Origin of the sequence: Burkholderia diffusa, assembly GCF_902499115.1 — a bacterium.
GTDB classification, from domain to species: Bacteria; Pseudomonadota; Gammaproteobacteria; order Burkholderiales; family Burkholderiaceae; genus Burkholderia; species Burkholderia diffusa.
The window spans coordinates 129,938-155,164 of the sequence record NZ_CABVPN010000011.1; the positions used below are offsets into that span (position 1 = coordinate 129,938).

Consider the following 25,227-nt stretch of genomic DNA (forward strand, 5'->3'; position numbering starts at 1 on the left):
GGCAACGGGGCGCGCGGCGTCCCGTTGCCGTTTTCGCTGTGCACGCCGGCCGATGAAACGATTCGAACCCAGTTTTCTCGACAAGCTGTTCGACGACGAACCGCATCTGCCGGCCTCGGCCGCGATGCGGCAATTGTCGCTGGACGAGCTCAAGAACACGGTCGCCCGCGACGTCGAGGCGATCCTCAACACCCGTATCGCGCACACCGAGATCGAGCTGGCCGCGCTGCCGGAATGCCAGAAATCGGTGCTGACCTACGGGCTGAACGATTTCGCGGGGCTGAGCCTCGCGAGCCACTACGACCGCGCGTTCATCTGCAAGTCGATCCAGCAGGCCATCGCGCGCCACGAGCCGCGGCTGCAGCAGGTGCAGGTGACGTTCGAGCTGAACGAGCAGTCGACCAATGCGCTGTACTTCGCGATCCAGGCGCTGCTTGTCGTGCATCCGGCCGAGGAGCCGGTGAGTTTCGACGCGATGCTGCAGCCGTCGACGCTGCAGTACTCGGTCACGCGCACGCGCGCGGCCAGAATGCTGTAAATCAAGCCGCCGAGCGGGCCGGACCGCCCGGTGATGGTTCAGGGTCCGGCAGGAAATATTGAGGTTCGGGGTCGTCGATGGAAGAATTGCTGCCGTACTACGAGCGCGAATTATCGTTTTTGCGGCGCTATTCGCGAGATTTCGCGGAACGTTATCCGAAGATCGCCGCGCGGCTCGCGTTGTCCGGCGAGCACTGCGAGGACCCGCACGTCGAGCGGATGATCGAGTCGTTCGCGTTGCTCGGCGCGCGAATCAACAAGAAGCTCGACGACGACTACCCGGAATTCACCGAAGCGCTGCTGGAAGTGCTGTATCCGCACTACCTGCGGCCGTTCCCGTCGTGCTCGATCGCGCAGTTCACGCCGGCTTCGCCTGGCCAGCAGACCGAACCGGTCGTGATCGATCGCGGCACCGAACTGAAGAGTCGCCCGATCCGCGGCGTGCAGTGCCGCTTCCGCACCGCCTACGACGTGACGCTCGCGCCGATCCGCATCTCGGAGGCGCGCTACGTGCCGGTCGCGCTCGCGCCGAGCGCGACGGTGCTGCCGTCCAACGCGACGGGCGTGATCTCGATCACGTTCGAATCGCTCGCGGCGCAGCTCGATCTCGGCGCCCTGAAGGTGCCGACGCTGCGTGCGCACCTGCATGGCGAGCAGTCGTTCGTCGCCGCGCTGACCGACTGCCTGTTCGTCAACGTGCTCGGCGCGTATGTCGAGCCCGAGCGCAACGGCCGCTGGACCGCGCTGCGCAAGCTGCCGATCGCGCAGGCCGGCTTCGACGAAGACGACGCGCTGATCGACTATCCGGCGAAATCGCATCCCGCGTATCGCCTGCTCACCGAATATTTCGCGTTCCCCGACAAGTTCGACTTCGTCGACTTCGACCTCGCGGCGATCGCGCGCGCGTCGGGCCGCTGCCAGCGCGCGACGCTGCATCTCGTGCTGCAGGACGTGCGCAGCGATTCGCACGTCGCGCGGTTGCTCGAGCTGCTGACGGCCAGCCATTTCCGGCTGTTCTGCACGCCGATCGTCAACCTGTTCCGCCAGCACGGCGAGCCGATCCGCATCACGCACCGCGCGGTGTCGTATCCGGTGATCGCCGAGGCGAGGCGCGCGTTCGCGTACGAGGTGTACTCGATCGATTCGGTGAAGCTCGTCAGGCAGCAGGCGCATGAAGAATCGGTGATCGAGTTTCGGCCGTTCTATTCGCTGCATCACGGCGAATCGGCGCGGATCGGCCATTACTGGTTCGCGCGCCGCAACGACTGGGTCGCGCAAAAAAGCCCCGGCTATGAAACCGAGATCTCGATCGTCGACATCGACTTCGAGCCGACGTCGCCGCAAACCGACACGCTGAGCCTCGACCTCACCTGCACGAACCGCGACCTGCCGTCGATGCTCGCGTTCGGGCTCGAAGGCGGCGACCTGTTCCAGGAAGGCGGCGCGCAGACGAGCGGCATCTCGCTGCTGAGGCGCCCGACGCAGAGCGTGCGCTTCGAGCGCGGTCGCGCCGCACACTGGCGGCTCGTGTCGCATCTGGCGCTGAACCACGTGTCGCTGGTCGCGCACGGCCTCGCGCCGCTCAAGGAAATGCTGACGCTGTACGACCTGCGGCGCACGGCAGTGTCGATGCGCCAGATCGACGGCCTGGCCGGCGTCGAGCAGCGCGGCGCCGTGCAGTGGCTGCCCGGCAAGCCGTTCGCGACCTTCGTGCGCGGCATCGAGATCCGCCTGACGATCGACGAGGAGCACTTCGTCGGCGCGAGCCTCGCATCGTTCGTGCGCGTGCTCGACAGCTTCTTCGGGCTTTACGTCCACCTCAACAGTTTCGTTCAACTAGTCGTCGTGTCGAAGCGCACCGGCGAGGAGATCATCCGATGCAAGCCCCGGACCGGCGAATCGATCCTGGCGTAGTCGACGCGCTGCTCGACGAGCCGCACCGCTTCGAGTTCTTCCAGGCGGTGCGCGTGCTCGAAGGGCTGTTCGCGCGGCAGGCGTCGGATGCCCCCGGCGCATGGCGGCAGGGCGACGTCGTCGCGCAGCGCATCGAATTCCGCAACACGCTGTCGCTCGGTTTTCCGCCGAGCGAGATCGAGGGCGCGCGCTCGTTTGACGACGACGGCACGCTGCTCGACTCGGGCGAGCAGCGCGGCGCCGCGCTCGCGGCCGGCGAGCTCGGCCACGTCGAGCTGACGCCCGCGTTCTTCGGGCTGCTGGGCGGGCAAGGCGCGCTGCCGCTGCACTACACCGAGCAGATCGTCGCGCGCGAGCACCTGAAGCGCGACCACGCGGCGCGCGCGTTCTTCGACGTGTTCTCGAACCGCGCGACCGCGCTGTTCTACGCGGCGTGGAAGAAATACCGGCTGCCGTTTCATTACGAACTCGATCGCGACGAGCGCTACCTGCCGCTGCTGCTCGCGATCGCCGGCGTGCCGAGCGACGAGGTGCGCGACAGCCTCGCGGCCGGCGCGGGCGGCGTGCTCGACGAGGCCGTTGCCGGCTATGCGCTCGCCGCGCGGCACCGGCCGATGTCGGCCGCGTACCTGCAGCGCACGCTGTCCGATTATTTCCGCGTGCCGGTGAAGATCGACCAGTTCGTCGGCAAGTGGTACGACGTGCCGACCGACCAACTGAGCGTGCTCGGCGAAGTCAACGCGGTGCTCGGCGCGACGGCGCTCGTCGGCGAACGCGTATGGCAGCGCGACATGCGCGCGCGGATCGTCGTCGGTCCGCTGTCCAAGCGCGACTACGAGGCATTCCTGCCCGGCGGCCCGCAGGCCGTCGCGCTCGAGCGGATGCTCACGCTGCTCGCCGGCGTCACGCTCGAATACGAGGTGAAGCTCGTGCTGAAGCGCACCGAGGTCGGCGCGAGCGTGCTCGGCGCCGGCTCGCGGCTCGGCTGGGACGCGTTCCTCTGCACGCGCGACGCGGTCGACGACCGCTCGGACGCCCGCTACGAACTGCACGTGATTCACTGATTCCGAACGACAACAACACGCAATCGAACCTGAGATCGACGCCATGAGCACGCCTCTGAAGACCCTGATCACGAAACTGAATCCGCTGTGCCGGCACGCAACCGAGCGCGCGGCGAGCGCGTGCCTGGCGCGCGGCCACTACGAGGTCGATCTGGAGCATCTGTTCCTCGCGCTGCTCGACGAAGCGACGGGCGACCTGCCGCTCGCGCTGCGCGCAAGCCGTGTCGATCCGCATGCGCTGCGTGCCGATCTCGAGCGCGAACTCACGCGCCTGAAGACGGGCAACACGCGCACGCCGGTGTTCTCCGTGCACCTGATCGCGCTGTTCGAGCAGGCATGGCTGATTGCGTCGCTCGATTCGCAGCTCGGCCGCATCCGCTCGGGGCACCTGCTGCTCGCGCTGCTGACCGCGCCCGATCTCGCGCAGTTCGCGCAGCGCATGTCGTCGCGGTTCGCGGAAATGAACGTGACGGACCTGAAGCACAAGTTCGACGAGATCATGGCCGGGTCGAGCGAGGCCGAGCCGCGCCAGGCGGATGCGGAAGGCAGCGACGTCGCGCCGGCCGCCGACGGCGCCGCGCCCGCGGCCGGCCCGTCGAAGACGCCCGCGCTCGACACGTACACGACCAACCTCACGCAGCGCGCGCGCGACGGCAAGATCGACCCGGTGATCGGCCGCGAAGCCGAGATCCGCCAGGCGATCGACATCCTGATGCGCCGCCGCCAGAACAACCCGATCATGACCGGCGAGGCCGGCGTCGGCAAAACCGCCGTCGTCGAAGGGCTCGCGCTGCGGATCGCCGCCGACGACGTACCGCCGCCGTTGCGCGGCGTCGCGCTGCACGTGCTCGACATGGGCCTGCTGCAGGCCGGCGCGAGCGTGAAGGGCGAGTTCGAGAACCGGCTGAAGAGCGTGATCGACGAGGTGAAGAAGAGCGCGCACCCGATCATCCTGTTCATCGACGAGGCACACACGATCATCGGCGCGGGCGGCCAGGCGGGCCAGAACGACGCGGCGAACCTGCTGAAGCCGGCGCTCGCGCGCGGCGAGCTGCGCACGATCGCCGCGACGACCTGGAGCGAATACAAGAAGTACTTCGAGAAGGATGCGGCGCTCGCGCGGCGCTTCCAGGTCGTGAAGGTCGAGGAGCCGAGCGAGCCGCTCGCGGCCGCGATGCTGCGCGGGATGTCCGGGCTGATGGAGAAGCACTTCAACGTGCGGATCCTCGACGACGCGATCACCGAGGCCGTGCGCCTGTCGCATCGCTACATCAGCGGCCGCCAGCTGCCGGACAAGGCGATCAGCGTGCTCGACACCGCATGCGCGAAGGTCGCGCTCGCGCACAGCGCAACGCCGGCCGCGATCGACGATACGAAGAAGCGCATCGAGCGGATCGACGCGGAAATCGCGTCGCTGGAACGTGAAGCGGCCGGCGGCGCGTCGCACGACGAGCGGCTCGGCGACCTGCGCGGCGCACGCGACACGGCGCTCGCGCAATTGACCGAGGACGAAGCGCGCTATGAAGCCGAGCGCGCGATCGTCGCCGAGATCACCGAGTTGCGCGAAGCGCTCGACAAGGCACGCGGCCCGTCGGAGGACGGCCAGCCGGTCGACGTGCAGGCGACCCGCGACAAGCTCGCCGAGCGCGTCGCGGCGCTGCACGCGCTGCAGGGCGGCGAGCCGATGGTGCCGCTGCAGGTCGACGGCCACGTGGTTGCCGAGATCGTCGCGGCATGGACGGGCATTCCGCTCGGCCGGATGGTGAAGGACGAGATCGACACCGTGCTGAACCTGCAGCCGCTGCTCACCGCGCGCGTGATCGGGCAGGACCACGCGCTCGACGCGATCGCGCAGCGCGTGCGCACCGCGACCGCCAACCTCGAGGATCCGAACAAGCCGCGCGGTGTGTTCATGTTCGTCGGGCCGTCGGGCGTCGGCAAGACAGAGACCGCGCTCGCGCTGGCCGACATCCTGTACGGCGGCGAGCGCAAGATGGTCACGATCAACATGAGCGAATACCAGGAAGCGCACAGCGTGTCGGGTCTGAAGGGTTCGCCGCCGGGCTACGTCGGCTACGGCGAGGGCGGCGTGCTGACCGAGGCCGTGCGCCGCAATCCGTATTCCGTCGTGCTGCTCGACGAGGTCGAGAAGGCGCACCCGGACGTGCTCGAGATGTTCTTCCAGGTGTTCGACAAGGGCACGATGGACGACGCCGAAGGGCGCGAGATCGACTTCCGCAACACGCTGATCATCCTGACGTCGAACGTCGGGTCGGCGGCGGTGATGCAGGCGTGCCTGAACAAGCCGGCCGAGGAGCTTCCCGATCCGGACGCGCTCGCCGAGGCGCTGCGCCCGCAGCTGTACAAGACCTTCAAGCCGGCGTTCCTCGGCCGGATGAAGGTGGTGCCGTACTACCCGATTTCCGACGACGTGCTGGCCGAGATCATCGAGCTGAAGCTCGAACGCATCCGCCGCCGCATCGAAGCGAACCACAAGGCCGCGTTCGAGTGGGACGAGTCGCTCGTCGATGCGGTGCTCGCGCGCTGCACCGAGGTCGATTCGGGCGCCCGCAACGTCGACCATATCCTGAACGGCACGCTGCTGCCGGAGATCGCGGGCCACGTGCTCGGCCGGATCGCCGACGGCGCGGCCATCGCGCGCATCGCGGTGCGCGCGGACGAGGCCGGCGAATTCGCGTACACCGTCGAATGAGCCCCACGCGCGACATCTCATGCATCAACGGATTCACTGAACCATGCCGATCAATCTCCCCGAGCTGCTGACGCCGATCAGCGACGCGTCGCCCAGCGGCGACGACCTGCTGTTTTCGAACGAATTCGACGCGATCCAGGACGCGCGGCGCTATGACGATCCGACGCTCGACCAGGGCGAATGGGTGACCGAGATCAAGGAGGCCGACTGGGGCTTCGTCGTCGATCACGCGGGCGAGCTGCTGCGCACGCGGACCAAGGATCTGCGGCTCGCCGTGTGGCTGACCGAGGCGCTCGCGCTCGAGGACGGCATCACCGGCCTCACCGAAGGTTATGCGCTGCTGGAAGGCCTGTGCCGAGACTACTGGGACACCGTGCATCCGCTGCCCGAAGGCGACGACGTCGAATACCGGCTCGGCAACGTCGCGTGGCTGTCCGGCCGCACGGCCGAGCTGCTGCGCGGCATTCCGGTGACGGAGGGCGCGTCGAACGCGTTCACCACGCTCGACTGCGAAGTCGCACAGCACGTCGCGCAGGCCGTGAGGCGCGACCCCGAGCATGCGGACGACATCGCACGCGGCAAGCCGTCGGTCGAGCAGGTCGATGCGTCGCGGCGCGTGACGCCGATCGCGTTCTACACGACGCTGCTCGCCAACCTGAAGGCGTTCGAATTCGCGCTCGATGCGTTCGAGGAGCGGCTCGTCGAACGCGCGGGCGATTCGGCGCCGAGCTTCCGGCAGGCGCGCGACGCGTTCGAGACCGTGTACCGGCTCGCCGAGCGCTTTGCGCGCGAGCAGGGCTATACGGGTAGCGCGCCGCACACGCAAGCGGCGCCGCAGGCGCAGCCCGAGCGCATCGAGCCGAGCTTCGGCGACACGTTCCACAGCGAGGAGACCCACGTGCAGTCGCAGACCGCTCCGCGTCCGCCGGTGACGCAGATGATCGCCGGCATCCAGAACCGCGCGCAGGCCGTCGACCAGCTGCGTGCCGTCGCGCGTTACTTCCGCCAGACCGAGCCGCACAGCCCGGTTGCGTATCTCGCGGACAAGGCCGCCGAATGGGCCGACATGCCGCTGCACAAGTGGCTCGAGAGCGTCGTGAAGGACGACGGGTCGCTGTCGCATATTCGCGAGCTGCTGGGCGTGAGGCCCGACGAGCAGTCTTGAGCGATGGGGTTTTGACCTGAGAGCGCGGGCCCGGCAGGTTCGCGATGAACGAGAAGAAGGGTGACGCATGAACGTGACCGAACTGGCGCAGGCGATCCGTGGTGGCCTGATTCAGCAGGACCGCCTGCTGAAGACGGATATCCCGTCGCTGCCGAATAACGCGCTCGTGCCGCGCCGCGCCGTGACGCGGTCCGAGCTTGGCCGCGATTTCAGCGTCGTGCTCGACCTCGTGTCCACCGCGAGCGACGTCGAGCTCAAAACGCTGATCGCGCAGCCGATCACGCTGTGGATCCAGCAGGCGGACAAGTCGTATCTGCCGATCAACGGTTATATCCATACGGCGCGGCGGCTCGGCGCCGACGGCAGCCTGTCGAGTTACCAGTTGCGCTTCGCGTCGTGGATGCATTTCCTCAAGTTCCGCAGCGACATGCGGTACTGGCAGGACCAGCCGGTCGACGCGATTCTCTCCGACGTGTTCGACATGCATCCGCAGGCCAGGGGCAGATACCAGTTCGCGTTGTCGAAGCCGTTGCCGTCGCGGTCGTACTGCCGGCAGAGCGAAACGGACTGGAACTTCGTGCACCGTCTGATGGAGGACGAAGGGCTGTTCGGTTTCTGGCGGCACGACGAAGACGGGAAGGCGCACACGCTCGTCATCACCGACGACCTGCATGCGATCGATGCGCTGTCGCCGAATGGCGTCACGTTCGACCGTTCGGGCACGGGCACCGAAACCGCCGGTTTCACGCAATGGGCCGCGTCGCGGACGCTGCAAAGCACGCTGCACACGACGCGCACGTTCGACTACAAGTCGCCGTCGTCGGCGGGCAATCCGAATGGCACGTCGCTGCCGACGAAGGCCGGCCAGGGCGACCTGCCGGGCCAGGCGGAAATCTACGAATACACCGGCGCGTACACGTATCCGGGTCAGGACCGCGGCGAACACCTGTCGAAGATTCGCCTCGAGGAGTGGGAGTCGCGCGCGAAGCGCTTCTTCGGCGTGGGCGGTGTGCGAGGTATCGACGCAGGCCGGCGCTTCACGCTGAGCGATCATCCCGAGCACGACCGCGATTCGGCGAGCGACCGCGAGTTCGCGGCCATCGGCGTCACGCGTTACATCGAAAACAATCTGCCTATCTCGGATCACGAAGCGAGCTTCCCGCATAGCCTGCAGGACGATCTGGCGCAGGTGAAGGCCGGTCACGGGAAAGCAGCTGCGTTCGAGGTCGGGCGTGACGACGGCTCGGCCGGGTTCTATCTCGTCGAGGTCGACGCGCAGCGCGCGAGCGTGCCGTATCGGAGCCCGTTCGAGCATCGGAAGCCAGCGATGCAGCTCGAGACAGCCATCGTCGTCGGGCCGAAGGGCGAAGAGGTTTATACGGACGAGCTGAACCGGATCAAGGTCATGTTCGTCTGGGACCGGCAGAGCGAAGGCCGCGAGACGGCATCATGCTGGATGCGCGTCGTGCAGTCGGATACCGGCGGCGGGTACGGAGCCGTGCATATTCCGCGGGTCGGCGAGGAAGTGCTGGTCGGCTACATCGGCGGCGACTGCGACCGACCGATCGTGATGCATCGCGTGTACAACGGCGCCGCTAAGCCGCAGTGGCATAGCGACGGGATCCTGTCGGGCTTCCGTTCCAAGGAGTATGCGGGATCGGGGCACAACGAAATGGTGCTCGACGACGCGACCGGGCAGAACCGCGCGCGCCTGTTCAGCAGCAGCGCGAATTCGCTGCTTCATCTCGGTTATCTGATCGAGCAGAACGGGAATACGCGCGGCGCGTATCTCGGCTCCGGCTTCGACCTGCGCACGGATGCGTACGGTGCGATGCGTGCGGGGCAGGGCCTGTACGTGACGACGCATCCGAAGCAGGCGAACAGCCAGCCGCTCGATGTCAGCGAAGCGAAGCAGCAGCTCGTCAATGCGGAAGGGCTCATCGAGTCGATGTCGCAGGTCAGCGAGATGCATCAGGCGGAGAGTCTCGGTACCGGGCACGATGCGCTGAAGCAATTCACCGATGCGACGCAGAATAGCGTGGCGGGTGCGAGCGCGGGCGGGGGCAGGACGGCTGGTGGCGGGACGGGGAATGCGAATGCGTTCAAGGAGCCGGTGATGCTGTTCGCGAGTCCGGCGGGGATCGGGGTGGCGTCGCAGCAAAGCACGCACCTGGCTGCGGACCGGCAAGTCAACGTCGTGAGCGGGCAGAGCACGCATCTCGTCAGCGGCAAATCGCTGGTGGCGAGCGTCAAGGAGAAGCTCAGCCTGTTTGCGCAGAATGCGGGCATGAAGCTTTTTGCCGGGAAAGGCGCCGTCGAGATTCAGGCACAGAACGACAACGTCGAGATGGTCGCGCAGAAGACGATCAAGGTGCTGTCGGCGACCTCAACGATCGAAGGTGTCGCAAAGGAAGAGATTCTGCTGACGTCGGGCGGCGCGTATGTCCGGATCAAGGGCGGCAACATCGAGATTCACGCGCCGGGCAAGATCGACGTAAAGGGCGGACAGCACGCGTTCAGCGGGCCGACGAGCATGCACAAGACGTTCAAGGCGGAAGGCAAGAAGGCAGACATGCGGATTCGCTATGTGGATGCCGACGGCAACGTGCCGCATGGGGAGCCGATCAAGTTCACGACGGAAGACGGGATCGAGCATAGCGTCGCACTCGATGCGGAAGGCAAGGCGGAATTGAAGAACATCGATTTTGACGAGTTCGTGGCCAGTCAGGTCAAGCGGACGGGAGAGTGAAAATGGGTGGCAAGGCGCTTGTTCAACATCAGGTTTGTATCGATCTGCCGGGGGAACCGGTGAGTTGCTGGGCTGAGACAGATATCACGGTCCTGTTGCGCAAACATCGCGATGTGGTATTTGAGGTGCATTTGCACAAAGGCAACAACTACACCGTCGAGGCCACCGAGGATTGGTTTTACGACACCAAGGCGAAGCGACGAGTCAAGACCGGAAAATTTCAGGACGGAGAACGGTATCACGTCTGGATCGGTCGTGATTTCAAGGGGTTTCTCGTGCTTAAGAAGGACGGGGTGGAGCTTCAGCGATATTCGATGCTCCTCTTGAACACCGACAACCACGGTTCCGATCCTAAAACCAAACCGGAACCCATTACGCTCATCTACGGCGGACAATCGGGAGTGAGCGGCACGCCGAAACTCGCGAATTTCTGGCAATACCCTTCCGGCTCGTCGAGTGCCACGACCGGCCAGGCAACCTATCGTCCTAATTGGCAACTCGGTCTTTCCGGACTTTCGTCAGGTATGACAACGATCGACGATCAGTACAGCTGCAGAATGCTGTTACCACTGGCCGCTCCCACAGCTCAAGCGGAAACCTCGCAAGTAATGCATATATTCGAAGTCGACGTGAAGACGATACCGAACGATCTGATCACGGCGCTGGAAAATGGCGGCGCGGACGAGACCGCGATCGATACAGCTCACGTCGCGACTCGCAACTGGATCATCGGTCAAGTCGCCGGATTTTTTGGATACGTCGGAGACAACTTGCCATGGATCCGGGAGCTAATGAAGAGCAAATTCAAGTTGATCAAGATTGTTCATCGAAATGCCGGACCAAAGTGGTATGTGGTATTCAAGGGAACTATAGGATCCCGAACAGAAATATCCGCCGCCAAGTATAGCGTGAAGAATACGAAGATTCTGGCGATCACCGGAGGCGCCGGGACGGCTAAATCGATGGCGCAGGCGGCCTGGCGCAGTGCCAAGGGCTCGATGACGACCAAGGCTGGCGTTATTACGCTTGTATTGACGATCGCGCTGGACTTCGCGGAGTGGTATCACGACTACAAGCAGGTCGATGCCTCGGGAAAACCTCGAAAGGACTTGTGCGATCTCTTTGCAAAGATTGGGATTGATCTGGTTGTCGCAGGCCTCACGGCTGCTTTGACGTCGATGGTGGTGGGTGCGATTGCGTCGGCGGCCGCAATTGCTGCGGTGCCGGTGGCGCTTACGGTCGCTGTCGCGATTGGCGTTGCTGTTGCCGTCGGATACATCGTCAATTACGTAGACAAGAAAGTGGAATTTACCAAGTGGGTGGCGAACAAATTGCGTGAGATCGGCGAAAGCTACGAAAAGTACATGCCCAAGGATTACAACCCCTACTCGCCGATGTTCGGAGCGCTGCCATGAGGAACGAGGCTGTCGTGAACGGCACGGAGAAATCGCTGTCGCCGGCCGTCGCCCAGGCTGTGTGGATCGGGATTTTGCTCAACGCGTTGGCGGTTGCACTCGCGTTCACCGCTTATAAATTCGATTACGGCGTTTCCAGCCTACCTGGCCAAATCAGCGTTGCAATTGCTGCGGCATGCGTGGCGACGCCAGTGATTTGCTGGCTCGTGTGCCGGGGTACGAAGAGATTCATAGTCTATGGATATCTCAGGTTGACCAGCTTGCTGTCGGCCTATGCCTTGATCGGGATCGCCTTTTACTTTTACTACTTCATTTTCGCCCCGATGCCGGTTCTTGCCCGGACCGCCGGGCTGGTGATCGGGGGCGGGCTTAGCATCTACTGGCTGGTGTTTTCCTACGTCGCGCTGACACGCCATATCGCGCAATCGGATTTCGAGGGCAGGGCTTTTGACGTCCTTGACGGAGCGATTGTCTGCCGGAAGGACTTCTTCGAGATTCTGGACTCCACCTATTCCGAACGCAGCCCGTTCGTCAAATGGCATTCGTGGATCGTCATGACGCTTGCGCCATTCTTTCTGGTGCTCAGCCGACTACTGTCGATGTACTTTGGGACCGGGGGTGTGCTGTTCTTTGTCGCGGCCATCACGTTCCCCGCATCGCTCTGGTTGATCGGCGTCATGATCAGGGTCGGGGTGACGATGATCCAGTTGCCGAACGCGATGGAACGAAAATACCGGAAGCCGGTGCTGATGGCGCCTGATGCATCGTTCTAGGGCGCGGGGCGGTTCCATCGGCGCGACGGAGCGAACCCGTGCCGTTCACCGATGCCGCAACGGTAAATCAAAGCATGTGATTTGAAAGGAGATGACAGTCAGTGATGTCGGGGCTTATGTATGAGCTGTGTTGATCAACTGCGGCCTGATCACGTGCTGGCATTGGCGAGGAAGGCGGTGCCGCTGTGCTTGGTGTTGCCGTTGTTGGGCGCAGGGATATCGTATGCCGCCTATGCGGACGAATTGTCGATATCGACCTGGCCGTGGCGGATCGGTGTTCTGGTTGCAGTGGGTTGCTGTGCGGGACTTCTGCTCATCTATGCCAGGTATCGCGGTACGAACGAGTTGTTCGCTTACGGACTGGTCATGTCGCTCGGTATGTTCGCGACGTACTACTTTTTCGGCGTATTCGGATATCTTTGCTTTTTCATATTCGCGCCCATGTCCGCCTTGGCGCGGTGCCCAGGATTGATCGGCGGCATCGTACTGCATATCTTCTGGGCGGTTAAAGCGTACCGAAACGTGCGTCATACGGTCGATGCCACGCCCTTTCTCGGCAACGTATTCGACGATCGAGGCGAGGTCGTCGTTTATGAAGTCCAGCGCGGAGCAGCAGAGTTCGAGCGGTATCACGAGGAATCTTCTGCCATCCCGAATCTCGGCCGAGTTATCGCGTTGGGGCTGGCGCCGCTTTACCTGATACTGGGTCGCCTGCTTTCGTCGGATTTCGGGGCAAACGGAGTGCTGCTGTTTTTGGCCGTAGCGAGCATGCCGCTGGCGTTGCTGTTCGTCAGCTTGTTCGTGCGCAACTACGTATTGACGATCGCCCTGCCAACGCAGATCGGGCAAGAGCGCGGCAAGCGTGTTTTGGTGGCCGAATAGCCAGCATTTCTTGCGGATGAAAGTTGCGGGATGTCGAAGGTATCGTCGTCTTCGGCGAGCAGGGCAAGCGGCAATCTGTCTGGCGCTACCTCCAGAAGATCAGATTGCTTCTTGCGCCAGTCGGAATCGGTCGGCGGCCTTGTATACGCTGACCGCCGCTCCGCCTACTGCCCCACCCGGAACTCGATCCGCCGATTCCTGGCCCGCCCATCCGCCGTGTCATTCGGTGCGATCGGCTGATCCGGCCCGACGCCCGTCGTCGTCATCTGCTGCGGCGGGATGCTCTTCGTGATCAGATAACCCTTCACCGCATCCGCGCGCGCCTGGCTCAGCGCGATGTTCGACGTCCGGTTTCCCGAGTTGTCGGTATGGCCGATGATGTCGACCGTGCGGTTCTGCATCTTCGCGAGGGCGGCCGCCATCTGGTCGAGGATCAGCTTGCCCTGCGGCGTCAGCGTCGCGCTGCCGGTCTCGAACTCGATCGTCCGGTTCGCGAGCGTCTGGTCGAGCACACCCTGCTCGGATGCCGACACGCGCAGCCCGTTCTTGATCGTGTAGGTCGGGTTCAGCGTGTTCGCCATGTCGCTCGCGAGCTGCTGGCGCTGCGCTTCGTTGTGCACCTCGCCCTTCATCTCGATCTGCGTGCCGTTGATCTTCAGTTGCCCCTTGCTGATCTGCTTGAGCTGCGCGCCGAGCAGCTTCTGCACGTTCGCGCTCCAGTTCGGCGGCGTCGCGACGTCGCCGACCTCGATCTGGTCGACTACATTCACCGCGCCGTAGGTGTCGCGCAGCTTCTGCAGCACGGCGGCCTTGGTCGCCTCGTCCGGCACCTTGCCGCCGACCACCACCTGGCCGGGTGTCGCGTTCGCGGGCGGCGGCGAGATCGTGCCGGCCGTGCCGTGCACCACCGTGCCGGAGGCGGTAGCAGGCGCGGCGCCGGGGTTCGTGTTGGACGACGGCAGCGCGGTCGTCGCGACCGTGCCGTTGCCGACCGGCGTGACGGTCGCGCCGCCGGTGTTCTGCGCGTAGGCCGCGCCGCTGGCGACGAGGCCGGCGGCGGCGAGGGCGGCAACGAATGCCGAGAAGCGCATGCGCCGGACGTGATTCGTGCGTTGCATCCCGTCAGCCTCCGATGAACGCTTCGCGGAACGCGTCGATGGCGACGCGCAGCGAGAGTTGCGGTTGGTCGAGGTAGCTGACGAGCTTGCTGATCTGCTGATCGTTTTGCGCATGGGCGTCGATCCATTCGGGATCGTCGATGTCGATGTTGTGGGCGGCGTAGGTCTGCGGGTCGACGACGCTCAGCAGCGTCTTCGACGACGCGCCGTTGAAGCCGATGATCAGCCGTTCGCGCTCGGCGATCGTGCCGATGAAGATCGCGAGCTCGAAGTCGGCCTGCGCGACGAACGGTGCGATCAGTTCGAGCCAGAACGCGGCGACGAGGCTTCGGTAGAACGGATCGACGGGCAGCGGCAGCGTGAGGCCGCGCTCGATGTGCGACGAGCCGCTCTGCATCACGGGCCGCAAGAGCGAGCCGAGCGCGAGCATCGCGCCGCGCAGCCGGACCGGATGGCCGCTTTCGAGCAGCATCTGCTGCAGGCCGTACAGCGACTGGTGTTCGATGAAGTCGTTGAAGGTGCCGTCATGCGACGTGCCGGGGCCGCCGACGTCGATCGGCACCTGCGTGTCGCCGAGCGCCTGCAGCGCGCCGGGCGGCTCCTCCTTCGCGAGCAGCGGCGGCATCTGCGCGGCGACGCGCGACCACAGCCGGGCGAACGCGAGCGGGCTGCGCGCGAGGAACGCGAGCGGCCGGTCGACCTCGAGCGCGGTCGCGCCGAGAAACGGGAAGCGGCGCATCGACACGTCGTGGCTCGCGACCATGTGGCCCGCGATCGCGAGCTTGCTGCGCGAGCCGAGGAACGCGAAATGCATCGGCTTCGCATCCTCATAGACGATCTTCCAGCGCGGATCTTCCGCGAGCAGTTCGAGCGCCTGCGCGATCCAGCGATCGAGCGTCTGCAGCAGCTGCGGATTGTGCGGGCTCTTCACGAAGTCGCCGCGCGACGGAATCTTGCCGAAGTAGGCGATCTGCGCCTGAACGGTTTGCGTCATTGCGCCCCCTGTGCATTCGTTGCGGTGGCGGCCGCGACGGCCGGTGCCGGTGCCGGTGTCGGTGCCGCGGCCGGCGTGCCCGTGCCGGCCTGCGTCGCGTTCTGCGCGGCACCCGCGCTCGCGTCGGCGACCGACGACGGCAGCTGCAGCCCGCGCAGGCTCTGCTGCTGCGGCTGGTCGCCGCCGCCGCTCGTCGGCTGCGAGGTGCTGATGATGCGCATCGTCACCGACACGTTCACGCTGCCCTGGACCCACGTGAGGTCGAAGGTGCCGTCCGGACGGCGCTTGCGCTGCGCCGAGTTGATCAGCTTCTCGAGACCGTAGCGGCCCGGTTCGTTGACGAGTTGCACGGTGCGGCCGTCGAAGGTCGTCGCGGACAGCGTCGCGCCCGGCGAGCCCTGCGGGTTCGGCCACACGAAGTTGGTCCACTGCGGCGGCGTGTTGCGGTAGCGCAGTTGCTGGCCGTCGATCGCGATCGTGTATTCCGTCGTGCCCGTACTCGGTTGCGGCAGGATCTGGAACACGGTCTGCGGTTCGGCCGCCGCGGCCGCGCCGCCCGCGGCGCCGCCGGCGAGCGGGGCGACCCAGCGCGCGAAGCCGTTCGTGAAGTCGGGCGTGAGGCCGATGCCCATGTCGCCCCACGTGCGGGCCGCAAGCGTGTCGCCGCGGCGCACCGCGAGCGGGCCCAGCGTCGTGCCGACGAACTTCGCGATCGCGCCGTCCGGACCGAACACCTGCGCGATTTCACCGGCGCCGGCCTCGACCTTCGCGTTCGCCGCGAACGGGTACTTCGTCGCGAGGGAGCTCTGGAACGGCTGGTAGACCTGCGCGTTCCACACCTTGTTGACTTCGGCGCTCGCCGGCTGGATCACCACCGAGAACGCCTGCATCAGCGGGCGCACCAGGAGCGGACGCAGCGACTTGCGTTGCGAATCGGTCAGGCCCGTCAGCATCTGCTCGTCGACGAACTTCAGCGAATCGGCCAGTTCCGAGCCGTTGCCGTCGAGCGTCTGCTGCATCAGCTGGCGCGCGCCGGGGCCGGGGTCGCCCTGGTTCTTGATCACGTTGAAGCGCGTACGGACCTTCGACAGCGAGTCCATGTAGCCCTTGAGCATCGACGTGCCGTCGTGCGTCGTGACGATCCGCGCGAGCCCGATGAACTCCTGGCCGATCGGACCCATCGGCACCTCGGCCGGATTGCCGTTGATGTCGATGTTTGCGGCCGCCACCTGGCCGGCCTGCGAGCGCGTGAACAGTTGCTTGACCCAGTTCACGACGCCGGTCTGCGCCTTCTTGATCGCGACGTTCGCCAGCGACGGGTTGTCCCACGACGTCTGGTCGTACGCGGTTTCGAGGATCTTGCGGATCGGCGAATCCTGCGGGTCGCCGAGGCGGTTCATCCCGTCGACGGCCTGGCCGAAGCTGCTGAAGCCCTGCACCGCGATACCCTGCATGAACTTCTGCCAGTGCTGCGCGTATTCGGTCTTGTACATGCCGACGAGCGTCTTCTGGATCTGCTCGGGACTACCTTCCAGCGTCAGGTCGTCCTGCGTCGACGTGTTCAGCACCCAGTCCTTCGCCTGCAGTTCCTTGGTCGCCGCGTCGCGGATCGCCGGCTGCACGTAGTCGAACCACGCTTCGCGCGTGAACGTGCCCGGAATCGCATAGCTGCCGGCGACCAGCCCCTGGTTGCCGTCACCGACGATGCGCGCGATGGTCATCGGCGCGAAGCGGGTCGACGCGCGCGCCTTGATTTCCTCATAGACGCGCTGGCGGGCCGGCATGCCGCGCACGACGCGGCGCAGGTTCTCGCGGGTCTGGTCGACGAGCGCGAGGTTCGCGTCGATCATCGGCCAGTCGTCGTCGTTTACGCGCGCGAGGTAGAACGAGATCATGCGCTCGGCGCTCTTGATCATCTCGTCGCGCGGCATGTTGCCGCGATTCGTCTCGAGCCAGCCGCGCCAGAAGCGTGCGAGTTGGTCGGTCAGGTGCGCCTGTTCGACGTGACGCTTGTCGGACAGCATCAGGTAAGTCTTCAGCGCGTTGTACGCGTCCTGCACGTTGGTCGGCGACGCGTCGCTGTACAACCCGCCCTGCGGTGCCGCCGCCTGTTGCGGCGCGGCGGCCGTCGCGGCGGATGCGCCTTGCGCGGCGCCGGCGAGCGGCGTGGCGCCCGGCGGGTTCGTCGACACGGGAATCGGGCCGCCCTGCACGGCGCCCGATTCGGGCGGGCGCGTCATCGGCACGAGCTGTTCGGGGTGCGCGTTCACATCCTTCATGAATGACGCGAGGTTCTGCGAGACGGGCGCCAGCAGGATCTGGCGCACGCCGTTGTAGTACTCGGTCAGCAGGTGCTGTTCGAGACGGTCACCCTGGTACAGGCCGAGCGACACCGACACCGGCTTGTCGCGGCGGAACTGTTCGAGCTGTTCGATCCGGTCTTCCAGGATATCCATCGCCTGCAGACGCGACTGCAGATCGTTGCGGCCCTGCTGCAGGCGCGTGACGTTGTCGAGGTCGGCCTGCACGTTCGCGACGAGCTGCTGGTTGCCGATCGTCGACCAGGTCCAGCCGCCGAGCGCGAGCGCGAGCGCCGCGACGAAGCCGAAGAAGGTCGCGTAGCGCAGCCGGGTCTTGGTCGGGCTCGCGAACTGGCGCACGGTCTGGCGGTCCGCGAAGATCACCTTCGAGAACAGGTCGCGCAGGAAGAAGCCGTTCTTCGAAAACGCGCTGTGCGGCTTCGGCAGCGCGCTCGCGTCGAGGCCGAAGCGGTGCGCGATGCGCTGCGCGGCGGCGCTGTTGGTTTCGCCTTCCTGCAGCGCGCTGGTGAAGTAGAAGCCGCGGAAGATCGGCTTGTACTGGAACGGGTTGTTCTCGAACAGCGTCGCGAGGAACGCGCGCAGCGACGGCTTGATCGTCGAGAATTCGAGCGGGAAGCTCAACTGGCCCGGCGACAGCTGGTTGCCGCGCGACAGAGACAGCTGCGCGACGCTGATTTCCTTCAGCCCTTCGTAGAGTTCCTCGAAGTGCGTGTCGAACTGCGCGACGACGTCGCGCTTGTCGTCCGGCTCGTAGGGCAGGGTGGCGCCCCACACGCGGTCGTATTCGTGCTTGTCGCTGCTGCTGAAGAATTCGGTGAAGCCGGTGATCAGGTCGGCCTTCGTGAACATCACGTAGACCGGCGCGAACACCTCGAGCTTTTCCGTCAGCTCCTGAACGCGCTGGCGGAGGTTTTTCGCGAGGTTGATCGCGAATTCGGGGCGGTTGCCGGTCAGTTCGGCGATGCTCGCGGTAACGATGATGCCGTTGATCGGCGCCTTCGGGCGATAACGCTTCAGCAGGCCAAGAAAGCCGAGCCATTCGCTGCGGTCTTCCTCGTGCACCGAGTAGCGGCCGGCCGTGTCGAGCAGGATCCCTTCGGTCGTGAAGAACCAGTCGCAGTTACGCGTGCCGCCGATGCCGTGGATCACGGCGCTGTTCTTGTCCGCGAACGGAAACTGCAGGCCGGAGTTCAGCACCGCGCTGCTCTTGCCGGCGGCCGGGTTGCCGATGACGATGTACCACGGCAGCTCGTACAGCGCGGAGCCGCCCGACACCTGGCCGATCTTCGACGTCTTGATCGTCTTGACCGCGTCGGAGAGGCGCGTGCGCAGCACGTCGAGGTCGGCGGTCTTGGTGTCGGGTGCGAGCGCGGCCGCGGCCGGCGCGGCGATCTTGCCGGTTTCCGCCTGCTCTTCCAGCACCTGGCCGAGCTGCTGGTTCGCGCGCTTCACGCGCCAGCGGCGTACCAACGCGACGCCAAGCCACAGCACGAGGATCGCCGCGAAGGCGATCGCCGCCCACAGGAGCGGCAGCTGCAGCATGTCGGCGACGATGAAGAGAATCGCCGCTAGCGCGATGATCCCGACAATCGAGAGCGTACGCGGATGAGTCAGCACGTTGAGGATGCGTTGCATAGGACGTTCAGGTTCCGGTGCGATTCGGTGAGGCGACGCAGGCGCGCCGAGCGGCAAGCGTGGCGCCGCGATGTGTCGCCATGCTGTCAAACGGGATGAAGGGGGCTGGCATCAATGCGCCCGCGGCATCGGAGAAGGCGCGCGCAATAATGAAAGGACGCTGTGAGAATTAAAACGGAAGCGGCGATCGGAAAAAATCGTGCAACGGAATGCCCGATCGATTGCGCCGCTCAAATCGTTTCCTGCCGGATGATTAAAAAGCCCCATGCCGCCCTCATTATTTCTTGTCCGGCAGCCCTGACTAGCTGCCGCGTCCCAGTTTAAAACCGGGTTTATGGTATTCCACGTGCCCGAGATCCATCATTTTCCATCGGCCTCCCCAGGTCAGGCCGACCTGTTCGGCAACCTGTCCGTACAACTGGTAGCCGCGCATCGCCCAGGGATCTTTCTCGGAAATGACCAGCTTGCCGTCGCGCAGAAACGCGTTGTCGCTCGCGAGCCCGAATTGGTGATAACTCTGGAAGGCCGCCGCATTGGTCACGTTGGTGCCCATTTGCGCGAGCCGGTTCTGTCGTTCCGGGCTCCGATAACCTTCCAGCAGCGCCATCTCGTAACCATATTGTTCGTGCATGATCTTGTAGACCAGCAGCAAACGCGTACGGAAATCGGGATCCAGCAGGTTCCAGTCGCGGCTCGCGTCCTTCAGTGCCGGCCGCACCTGTTCGACTTCCTTCGTGGCAAAGACTTCCGGCGGCAACGGCGGGGGCGGCACGAGCTGTTCGCCCTGCAGCAGCGCGGCGATCTTCTCGTCCGGCACGCGCGCCGTGTCGTCGTACTGAAACAATTGCCGACCGCGTAACGCAATGGCCACCAATGGCGGCGTCGCAAGAATACCTGCCGACACCATAATCATCAAGCGTCGCCGAATCAGTAAATTTTGCACATCGCTTAATGCGCCGCGCGTAACGGTTGCCGATTTAACAATCTGACTTCGCGTGCGTGCGGCGCGAGCGTTCGCGCGGCGCGTCAGGCGGCCGTGAAACTGGGCGACGGATTCGAAAACCGCCGTGCGGATACCCGGTAAAAGCAACAGTGCCGCGACCGCGACGGCAAGGGCGAAATAGGCGACGAGTGCGACGGCAATCAACGAAATCCCCGGAAATTGGAATTGATTGTGTTTTGCAATGCTTGCTCTTAGAATCAGGCTGCTTTGAGAGGCCGGGCTATATTATCGCGGTGAATTAAACCAGGATTCAATGAGACGCTGAATGAGTGCGCCGGAAAATTCAAATTCGAAAACCCCGCCGAGCCTGCTGTCCGATACCAAACCGGCAGGTGAGGGTGGACCGCAGCAGTCGCGCATTCTCGCGAATCTGGAAGGACGTGTCACGCCGCCGGCCGAAGCGCCGCGCCGCTCGCTGAAGGGGCCGATCGCGGCCGTCGTCGCGCTCGTGGTCGCCGTCGGCGGCTGGGGGGCATGGCGCTGGCAGCAGCAATCCGGCGAACAGGCCGTCGTGGCCGCCGCGCCCGCGCAGGCAGCGGCGAAGGCCGAGGCAGCCAGCGGCGGCGCCGTGCAGGTCGCGCAGAATGCCGCGTCGGCCGCTCCTGCCGCGGAACCGGCCACGATCGTCAATGACGATGCGGCGTCCCAGACCGTTGCGTCCGCATCGGGCGCGGACAACAGCCGCTTGTCGCGCGCGCTCGCGAACGGTGCCGACGATGCATCGGGCGCGGCCACGGCTGGAGCCGTCGCCGCGACGGCCGCCGCCGCGGCTGCGACAGCGAAAACCGCGAAGGCCGACGCCGCGCAGAGCGGCAAGGTCGCCGCACGCAGCAAGGCCGATGCGAAGGCCGACGCGAAGGCGGAGGCCCGCAAGCACCACAAGGAACAGCAGGCGGAGCTCGCGCAGGCGAAGAAGCGTCGCGACGCGACGACCCGTACCGCGAGCGCAAAGGCCGCCGGGAAGGACGACCCGGATGCGGACCTGCTCGCCGCGCTCGTCGCACGCACGAAGCCGGCCGACAAGAAGGTCGCCGCGCAGAAGGGGCAGGTCGTGCCGACCAAGACGGCCGCCACGACGGGCGGTTCGCTCGCAGCGCGCGTGAAGGAGTGCTCGGAGCGCGGCTTCTTCGAGGATCAGCTGTGCCGGTGGCGCGTCTGCGACGGCCATTGGGGCAAGGATCCCGCCTGCCCGACCGCCGCGCAGTCGGAGACGCGGCAGTAGCGAGGCGTCACGCCGGCCTGCTCATCGCACATGCGCCGCCCGATGGGCGGCGCATTGCTTTTTGGGGCTGTCCGACGCCGGACGTCCGTGTGTGACCCCGTCACGAAAATGTCGCATACGTCGGGCATACGTTTCCTTTCATTTCCCGGCGTGGCGCCGCAATGCGCGATGCGCGGCGCGGCCGCGCCGCACGACCTTCGACACGATGGATCTGATCGTACAGACTTACGGCGCCGATACGTCCGGCATGGTGTGCGGATTCCGCTTCGTCCCGGGCGGATCGGGTGCGATGCTCGATGCCGACGCGGCCGCCGCATGGCTGCGCACGTGCCGCGCGCGCGAGGCAGCTGCCTCGGACGATTTCGTCTGGCTGCACTTCAATCTCGCGCACGGCGCGAGCGAGCGCTGGATGCGCACGCACCTCGGATTGCCCGACAGCTTCTTCGAATTCCTTCACGAAGGATCGCGCTCGACGCGCATCGAGCAGGAGGACGGCGCGCTGCGCGCGATCGTCAACGACGTGATGTTCAACCTCGAGCTGACGCCGTCGGAAATCGCGACGCTGTTCGTCCACGTCGAGCGGCGCATCATGATCACCGCGCGGCTCAAGCCGCTGCGCTCGGTCGACACGCTGCGCGCCTGTGTGCGCGACGGCGAACGGTTCCGGTCGCCGGCCGAACTGCTCGTGCACCTGCTGCGCGACCAGGCCGACCTGCTGATCCAGATCATGCGGCGCACGAGCATCGACGTCGACCGCATCGAGGATCGCTTCCTGTCGCAACGGCTCACGTCGAATCGCGTCGAACTCGGCGCGATGCGCCGTACGCTGACGCGGCTGCAGCGCATGCTCGCGCCCGAGCCGGGGTCGATCTTCCGGCTGCTCGCGAAGCCGCCCGCGTGGCTGCATGCCGAAGACGTGCAGGAACTGCGCGAGTCGACCGAGGAATTCTCGCTGGTGCTCGCCGACCTGTCGGGGCTCAACGAACGGATCAAGCTGTTGCAGGAAGAGATCGGTTCGCGGCTCGACGAGCAGAACAACCGGACGCTGTTCACGCTGACGCTGGTGACCGTGATCGCGCTGCCGATCAACATCGTCGCGGGCTTCGTCGGGATGAACGTCGGCGGCGTGCCGTTCTCGGAGAACAAGCACGGGTTCTGGCTGATGGTGCTGCTGGTCGCGGGCTTTACCGCGCTCGCCGCGTGGTGGGCGTTTCGCCGGCGCAATGATCGCTAGCGGCGGCCGCAAAAAAACAGGCCCCGCATCCGGAGCCTGTCGAAGGACGTGAAAGACTGAACGCCGGCCGGCGCCGCAAACGCCGCGGCACCGGCCGGCCCGACCACGACGTTACTGAACCAGCGTCTTGCGCGGCTTGAACATGCCCTGGTAGCGCAGCGACGGACGTTCCTTCACCGTCGGCGCGATGCCGCCGAAGCTCGGCGTCTGACGCAGCTTCATCGCGGCCGGCGAGGCGACCGAGCCGATCGACGTCGAACGCGAAGCCGGCGCGAGGTTGTTCGCGACGAGCAGCGCGGCCTCGCTCTTCAGGTTCGCGAGCAGCACCGGATCGGTCGAGCCGTTGACCTGCGTGAGCAGGCCGCTCCACGCGGCGTCGCCGTAGTTCACGACGTAGTAGTCGAGACCACTCGGATCCGCGACCACGCCCGTGCAGCCGTCGATCCGCGTCTGCGTCTGCGTATCCTTCAGCGCGAGCGTCGTGTGTTTCGCGAGCCCCTGGCCGTATGCGAGCGTGATCGGTACCGTCCACTGCAGGCCCGGATACGCGTTCTTGTTCGGGAACGGCTGCTGTTTCAGCGTGACGATCGTCTGGTTCTTCGTCATGTCGCACTGCGTGTCGAGCGAGATCAGCGGCACGCCCGTCTGGCGCACGTAGCTGTCGCCGATCGGGCCGACCGGCTGGCCGCTCGCCTTCGACAGCGCATCCCACAGGCGCTTCGGTGTGCCGTTGCCGAACGAGTAATCGACCAGGTATTGCTGCAAGCCCTTGCGCAAGGTTTGCTCGCCGAGATAGTTCTCGAGCGTCTTCAGCACGTGGCCGCCCTTGTCGTAGGTGAACGCGCTCGCGCTCAGCACGAAGTCGTTCGACGCCCAGTCATTGAAGTTCGGCGCGACCGGGAATGCGTTCGGGCCGATGTCGCGATTGATCACGCGATACTTGTTCTTCACCTGATCGAGCCAGCTGAACTCGTCGGGGAAGAACTGGATCGTCGTCTTCGTCTCGAAGAACGTCGCGAACGATTCATTGAGCCAGACGTTGTCCCACCAGTCGGTCGTGACGAGGTCGCCGAACCACTGGTGCGCGACTTCGTGCGTCAGCACCTCGTTACCGTAGTGCGACATCGGCTGGCCCGGTTGCGGCAGGATGTCGTCGGCGAACTCGAGGATCGACCCCCAGTTCTCCATCCCGCCGAAGTTCAGGTCCTTCTGCTCCTTGAACGCATCGTTCGCGGCGACCGTGTCGAACTTCGTCAGCGGCAGCGGGATGCCCGTATAGCGGTAGTAGAAGTCGAGCGCCTGCTTGGTGCGGTCCATCGCCGGCTTCGCCCAGTCGCTCATGCCCGGCGGCGTGAACACGCGCAGGTGCAGACCGCCCTTGCCGCCCGGCAGGGGGCTCGAGAAATCGTCCTCGTAGGTGTCGAACATGCCGCCGCCGAAGAACAGCAGGTACGACGGCATCGGCGGCGTCTTCTCGAACTGCACGAGCTTGTAGCCGCCGCCGACGTTGGTCGACGGTTTCTCGGCCGCGTTCGACACGACGCGCCAGTTCTGCGGCACTTCGGCCGTCACTTCATAAGTCGGCCGGAATGCCGGCTCGTCCCAACCCGGGAACCACTGGCGCGACAGGTTGGTTTCGCCCTGCGTGAGGATCGCGCCGCTCGTCGTGCCGTCGGTGCTCTTCAGGTCGACACGGAACACGCCTTCCGCGGCCGAGCAGCCCGGATACGGATCGTCGCCGCAACTGCCGCCCGTCTGCGTGGCCGGATCGTCGTACGACTTGAAGTTGATGATGCCCGACCACTCCATGTGGAGCGAATAGTTGCCCGGCGAGATCGTGCCGGCGACGGGACGCAGCTGGTAGAAGTCGCCCTTGTCCTGCGGCGTCGCGATCAGCTGGATGTTGCCCGGCTGCAGCGTGATGCGGCCGTTCGTGAACTTGATCCGGTGACCGGCGATGACGATGTTGTTGACCGGCTTCAGCACCTTGATCTCGACGTCGGCGCGCCCGTCGAACGCGTTCAGCGCATCGTTCGGTCGGAACCACAGCCGGTAGTTGACGGGTACCACGGTGTCCGGCAGTTCGACAGGCGACACGCTCTTGTCGACATTGGACGCGCTCGGCGGCGTGTTGGCGGCGGGCGACGAGCTCGAGTGCGGCGCGCCGGCAGAGCTGAGCGCGGAAGCCGAGCCGACACCGCTGTCGTCGCCGCCGCACCCGGCGAGCGCGAGTGCGGCGACCAGCGGCAGGTAACGCATCTTGTGAATGTTGATCGACATGACTGAAACCTCGATTGTTGAAAGAATCGTTCAGTGCTGCGAAAACGCCGGCAAAGGAAATCCCTCGCCGTTAATCAACAGCGACGAGAAATGCCAATGACGGATTATTCGAAAAGACGGCCGGCCGACTACGTGAAGGTAATCATGGTTTACTGCCCCCTCTGTGTTTCCGGATGTCGGTTAACTTGCCGGTTCAAACTGGCCGGGC

The 25,227-nt window shown here is 65.2% G+C and carries 16 protein-coding genes; 11 read left to right on the plus strand and 5 right to left on the minus strand.

The genetic code is table 11. The features are described 5' to 3' along the window. Positions 1–52: 52 nt before the first annotated feature. The 9 genes from tssE to BTE28158_RS13230 all read left to right on the plus strand — a co-directional run bounded on the left by tssE (position 53) and on the right by BTE28158_RS13230 (position 13,212). Positions 53–538, plus strand: coding sequence for a type VI secretion system baseplate subunit TssE (tssE, locus tag BTE28158_RS13190; protein ID WP_059465243.1), 486 nt, complete (start codon positions 53–55; stop codon positions 536–538). A 77-nt stretch (positions 539–615) separates the two neighbouring features. Next, complete coding sequence (gene tssF, locus BTE28158_RS13195; protein WP_124905091.1) at positions 616–2,451, plus strand: type VI secretion system baseplate subunit TssF; 1,836 nt, start codon at positions 616–618, stop codon at positions 2,449–2,451. Further along, positions 2,415–3,515, plus strand: coding sequence for a type VI secretion system baseplate subunit TssG (gene tssG, locus BTE28158_RS13200; RefSeq protein ID WP_059607866.1), 1,101 nt, complete (start codon positions 2,415–2,417; stop codon positions 3,513–3,515). The genes tssF and tssG overlap by 37 nt, the downstream gene beginning before the upstream one ends. Before the next feature lie 43 nt (positions 3,516–3,558). After that, positions 3,559–6,228, plus strand: a complete 2,670-nt coding sequence (tssH, locus tag BTE28158_RS13205; RefSeq protein WP_151048141.1) for a type VI secretion system ATPase TssH — start codon at positions 3,559–3,561, stop codon at positions 6,226–6,228. Between the two features lie 43 nt (positions 6,229–6,271). After that, complete coding sequence (tssA, locus tag BTE28158_RS13210) at positions 6,272–7,393, plus strand: type VI secretion system protein TssA (protein WP_151048142.1); 1,122 nt, start codon at positions 6,272–6,274, stop codon at positions 7,391–7,393. Between the two features lie 67 nt (positions 7,394–7,460). Beyond that, complete coding sequence (locus tag BTE28158_RS13215; RefSeq protein WP_151048143.1) at positions 7,461–10,142, plus strand: type VI secretion system Vgr family protein; 2,682 nt, start codon at positions 7,461–7,463, stop codon at positions 10,140–10,142. Between the two features lie 2 nt (positions 10,143–10,144). Continuing rightward, entirely contained in the window at positions 10,145–11,557 is a 1,413-nt protein-coding gene (locus tag BTE28158_RS13220) for a hypothetical protein (RefSeq protein WP_151048144.1), read from the plus strand. Further along, the gene (locus BTE28158_RS13225) at positions 11,554–12,330 is read left to right on the plus strand and encodes a hypothetical protein (RefSeq protein WP_174919913.1); all 777 of its coding nucleotides are present in this window, start codon (positions 11,554–11,556) and stop codon (positions 12,328–12,330) included. Before BTE28158_RS13220 ends, BTE28158_RS13225 begins: the two co-directional genes overlap by 4 nt. A gap of 120 nt (positions 12,331–12,450) precedes the next feature. After that, positions 12,451–13,212 carry a hypothetical protein gene (locus BTE28158_RS13230; protein ID WP_174919915.1) on the plus strand — a complete coding sequence of 254 codons (762 nt, stop codon included), beginning with the start codon at positions 12,451–12,453 and terminating at the stop codon, positions 13,210–13,212. A 164-nt stretch (positions 13,213–13,376) separates the two neighbouring features. Here the strand turns inward: BTE28158_RS13230 and BTE28158_RS13235 are convergent, their stop codons facing one another. The 4 genes from BTE28158_RS13235 to BTE28158_RS13250 all read right to left on the minus strand — a co-directional run bounded on the left by BTE28158_RS13235 (position 13,377) and on the right by BTE28158_RS13250 (position 20,427). Beyond that, a complete protein-coding gene (locus tag BTE28158_RS13235; RefSeq protein ID WP_151052577.1) occupies positions 13,377–14,330 on the minus strand; it encodes an OmpA family protein in 954 nt (317 codons plus the stop codon). A gap of 4 nt (positions 14,331–14,334) precedes the next feature. Beyond that, positions 14,335–15,324: a type VI secretion system-associated protein TagF gene (gene tagF, locus BTE28158_RS13240; RefSeq protein ID WP_059607872.1), complete on the minus strand. Its 990-nt coding sequence runs from the start codon at positions 15,322–15,324 to the stop codon at positions 14,335–14,337. Next, positions 15,321–19,280 (minus strand): type VI secretion system membrane subunit TssM, encoded by a 3,960-nt coding sequence (tssM, locus tag BTE28158_RS13245; RefSeq protein WP_124905083.1) that lies wholly within the window; start codon positions 19,278–19,280, stop codon positions 15,321–15,323. The genes tagF and tssM overlap by 4 nt, the downstream gene beginning before the upstream one ends. Before the next feature lie 301 nt (positions 19,281–19,581). Continuing rightward, positions 19,582–20,427 carry a M15 family metallopeptidase gene (locus tag BTE28158_RS13250; protein ID WP_059607874.1) on the minus strand — a complete coding sequence of 282 codons (846 nt, stop codon included), beginning with the start codon at positions 20,425–20,427 and terminating at the stop codon, positions 19,582–19,584. A gap of 121 nt (positions 20,428–20,548) precedes the next feature. Here BTE28158_RS13250 and BTE28158_RS13255 point away from each other — a divergent pair, with 121 nt between their 5' ends. Together BTE28158_RS13255 and BTE28158_RS13260 are read left to right on the plus strand one after the other, a co-directional pair. Next, positions 20,549–21,505 (plus strand): hypothetical protein, encoded by a 957-nt coding sequence (locus BTE28158_RS13255; protein ID WP_059607875.1) that lies wholly within the window; start codon positions 20,549–20,551, stop codon positions 21,503–21,505. Between the two features lie 205 nt (positions 21,506–21,710). Beyond that, on the plus strand, positions 21,711–22,739 hold the full coding sequence (locus BTE28158_RS13260; protein ID WP_151048931.1) for a transporter: 1,029 nt from the start codon (positions 21,711–21,713) through the stop codon (positions 22,737–22,739). A 111-nt stretch (positions 22,740–22,850) separates the two neighbouring features. Here the strand turns inward: BTE28158_RS13260 and BTE28158_RS13265 are convergent, their stop codons facing one another. Next, positions 22,851–25,019, minus strand: coding sequence for a M1 family metallopeptidase (locus tag BTE28158_RS13265; RefSeq protein WP_151048930.1), 2,169 nt, complete (start codon positions 25,017–25,019; stop codon positions 22,851–22,853). Positions 25,020–25,227: the final 208 nt, after the last annotated feature.

Excerpts from the sequence above, each read along its gene's own strand:
- tssE (WP_059465243.1), top strand. The coding sequence starts at position 53 with ATGAAACGATTCGAACCCAGTTTTCTCGACAAGCTGTTCGACGACGAA.
- tssF (WP_124905091.1), top strand. The coding sequence starts at position 616 with ATGGAAGAATTGCTGCCGTACTACGAGCGCGAATTATCGTTTTTGCGG.
- tssG (WP_059607866.1), top strand. The coding sequence starts at position 2,415 with ATGCAAGCCCCGGACCGGCGAATCGATCCTGGCGTAGTCGACGCGCTG.
- tssH (WP_151048141.1), top strand. The coding sequence starts at position 3,559 with ATGAGCACGCCTCTGAAGACCCTGATCACGAAACTGAATCCGCTGTGC.
- tssA (WP_151048142.1), top strand. The coding sequence starts at position 6,272 with ATGCCGATCAATCTCCCCGAGCTGCTGACGCCGATCAGCGACGCGTCG.
- BTE28158_RS13215 (WP_151048143.1), top strand. The coding sequence starts at position 7,461 with ATGAACGTGACCGAACTGGCGCAGGCGATCCGTGGTGGCCTGATTCAG.
- BTE28158_RS13220 (WP_151048144.1), top strand. The coding sequence starts at position 10,145 with ATGGGTGGCAAGGCGCTTGTTCAACATCAGGTTTGTATCGATCTGCCG.
- BTE28158_RS13225 (WP_174919913.1), top strand. The coding sequence starts at position 11,554 with ATGAGGAACGAGGCTGTCGTGAACGGCACGGAGAAATCGCTGTCGCCG.
- BTE28158_RS13230 (WP_174919915.1), top strand. The coding sequence starts at position 12,451 with ATGAGCTGTGTTGATCAACTGCGGCCTGATCACGTGCTGGCATTGGCG.
- BTE28158_RS13235 (WP_151052577.1), bottom strand. The coding sequence starts at position 14,330 with ATGCAACGCACGAATCACGTCCGGCGCATGCGCTTCTCGGCATTCGTT.
- tagF (WP_059607872.1), bottom strand. The coding sequence starts at position 15,324 with ATGACGCAAACCGTTCAGGCGCAGATCGCCTACTTCGGCAAGATTCCG.
- tssM (WP_124905083.1), bottom strand. The coding sequence starts at position 19,280 with ATGCAACGCATCCTCAACGTGCTGACTCATCCGCGTACGCTCTCGATT.
- BTE28158_RS13255 (WP_059607875.1), top strand. The coding sequence starts at position 20,549 with ATGAGTGCGCCGGAAAATTCAAATTCGAAAACCCCGCCGAGCCTGCTG.
- BTE28158_RS13260 (WP_151048931.1), top strand. The coding sequence starts at position 21,711 with ATGGATCTGATCGTACAGACTTACGGCGCCGATACGTCCGGCATGGTG.
- BTE28158_RS13265 (WP_151048930.1), bottom strand. The coding sequence starts at position 25,019 with ATGTCGATCAACATTCACAAGATGCGTTACCTGCCGCTGGTCGCCGCA.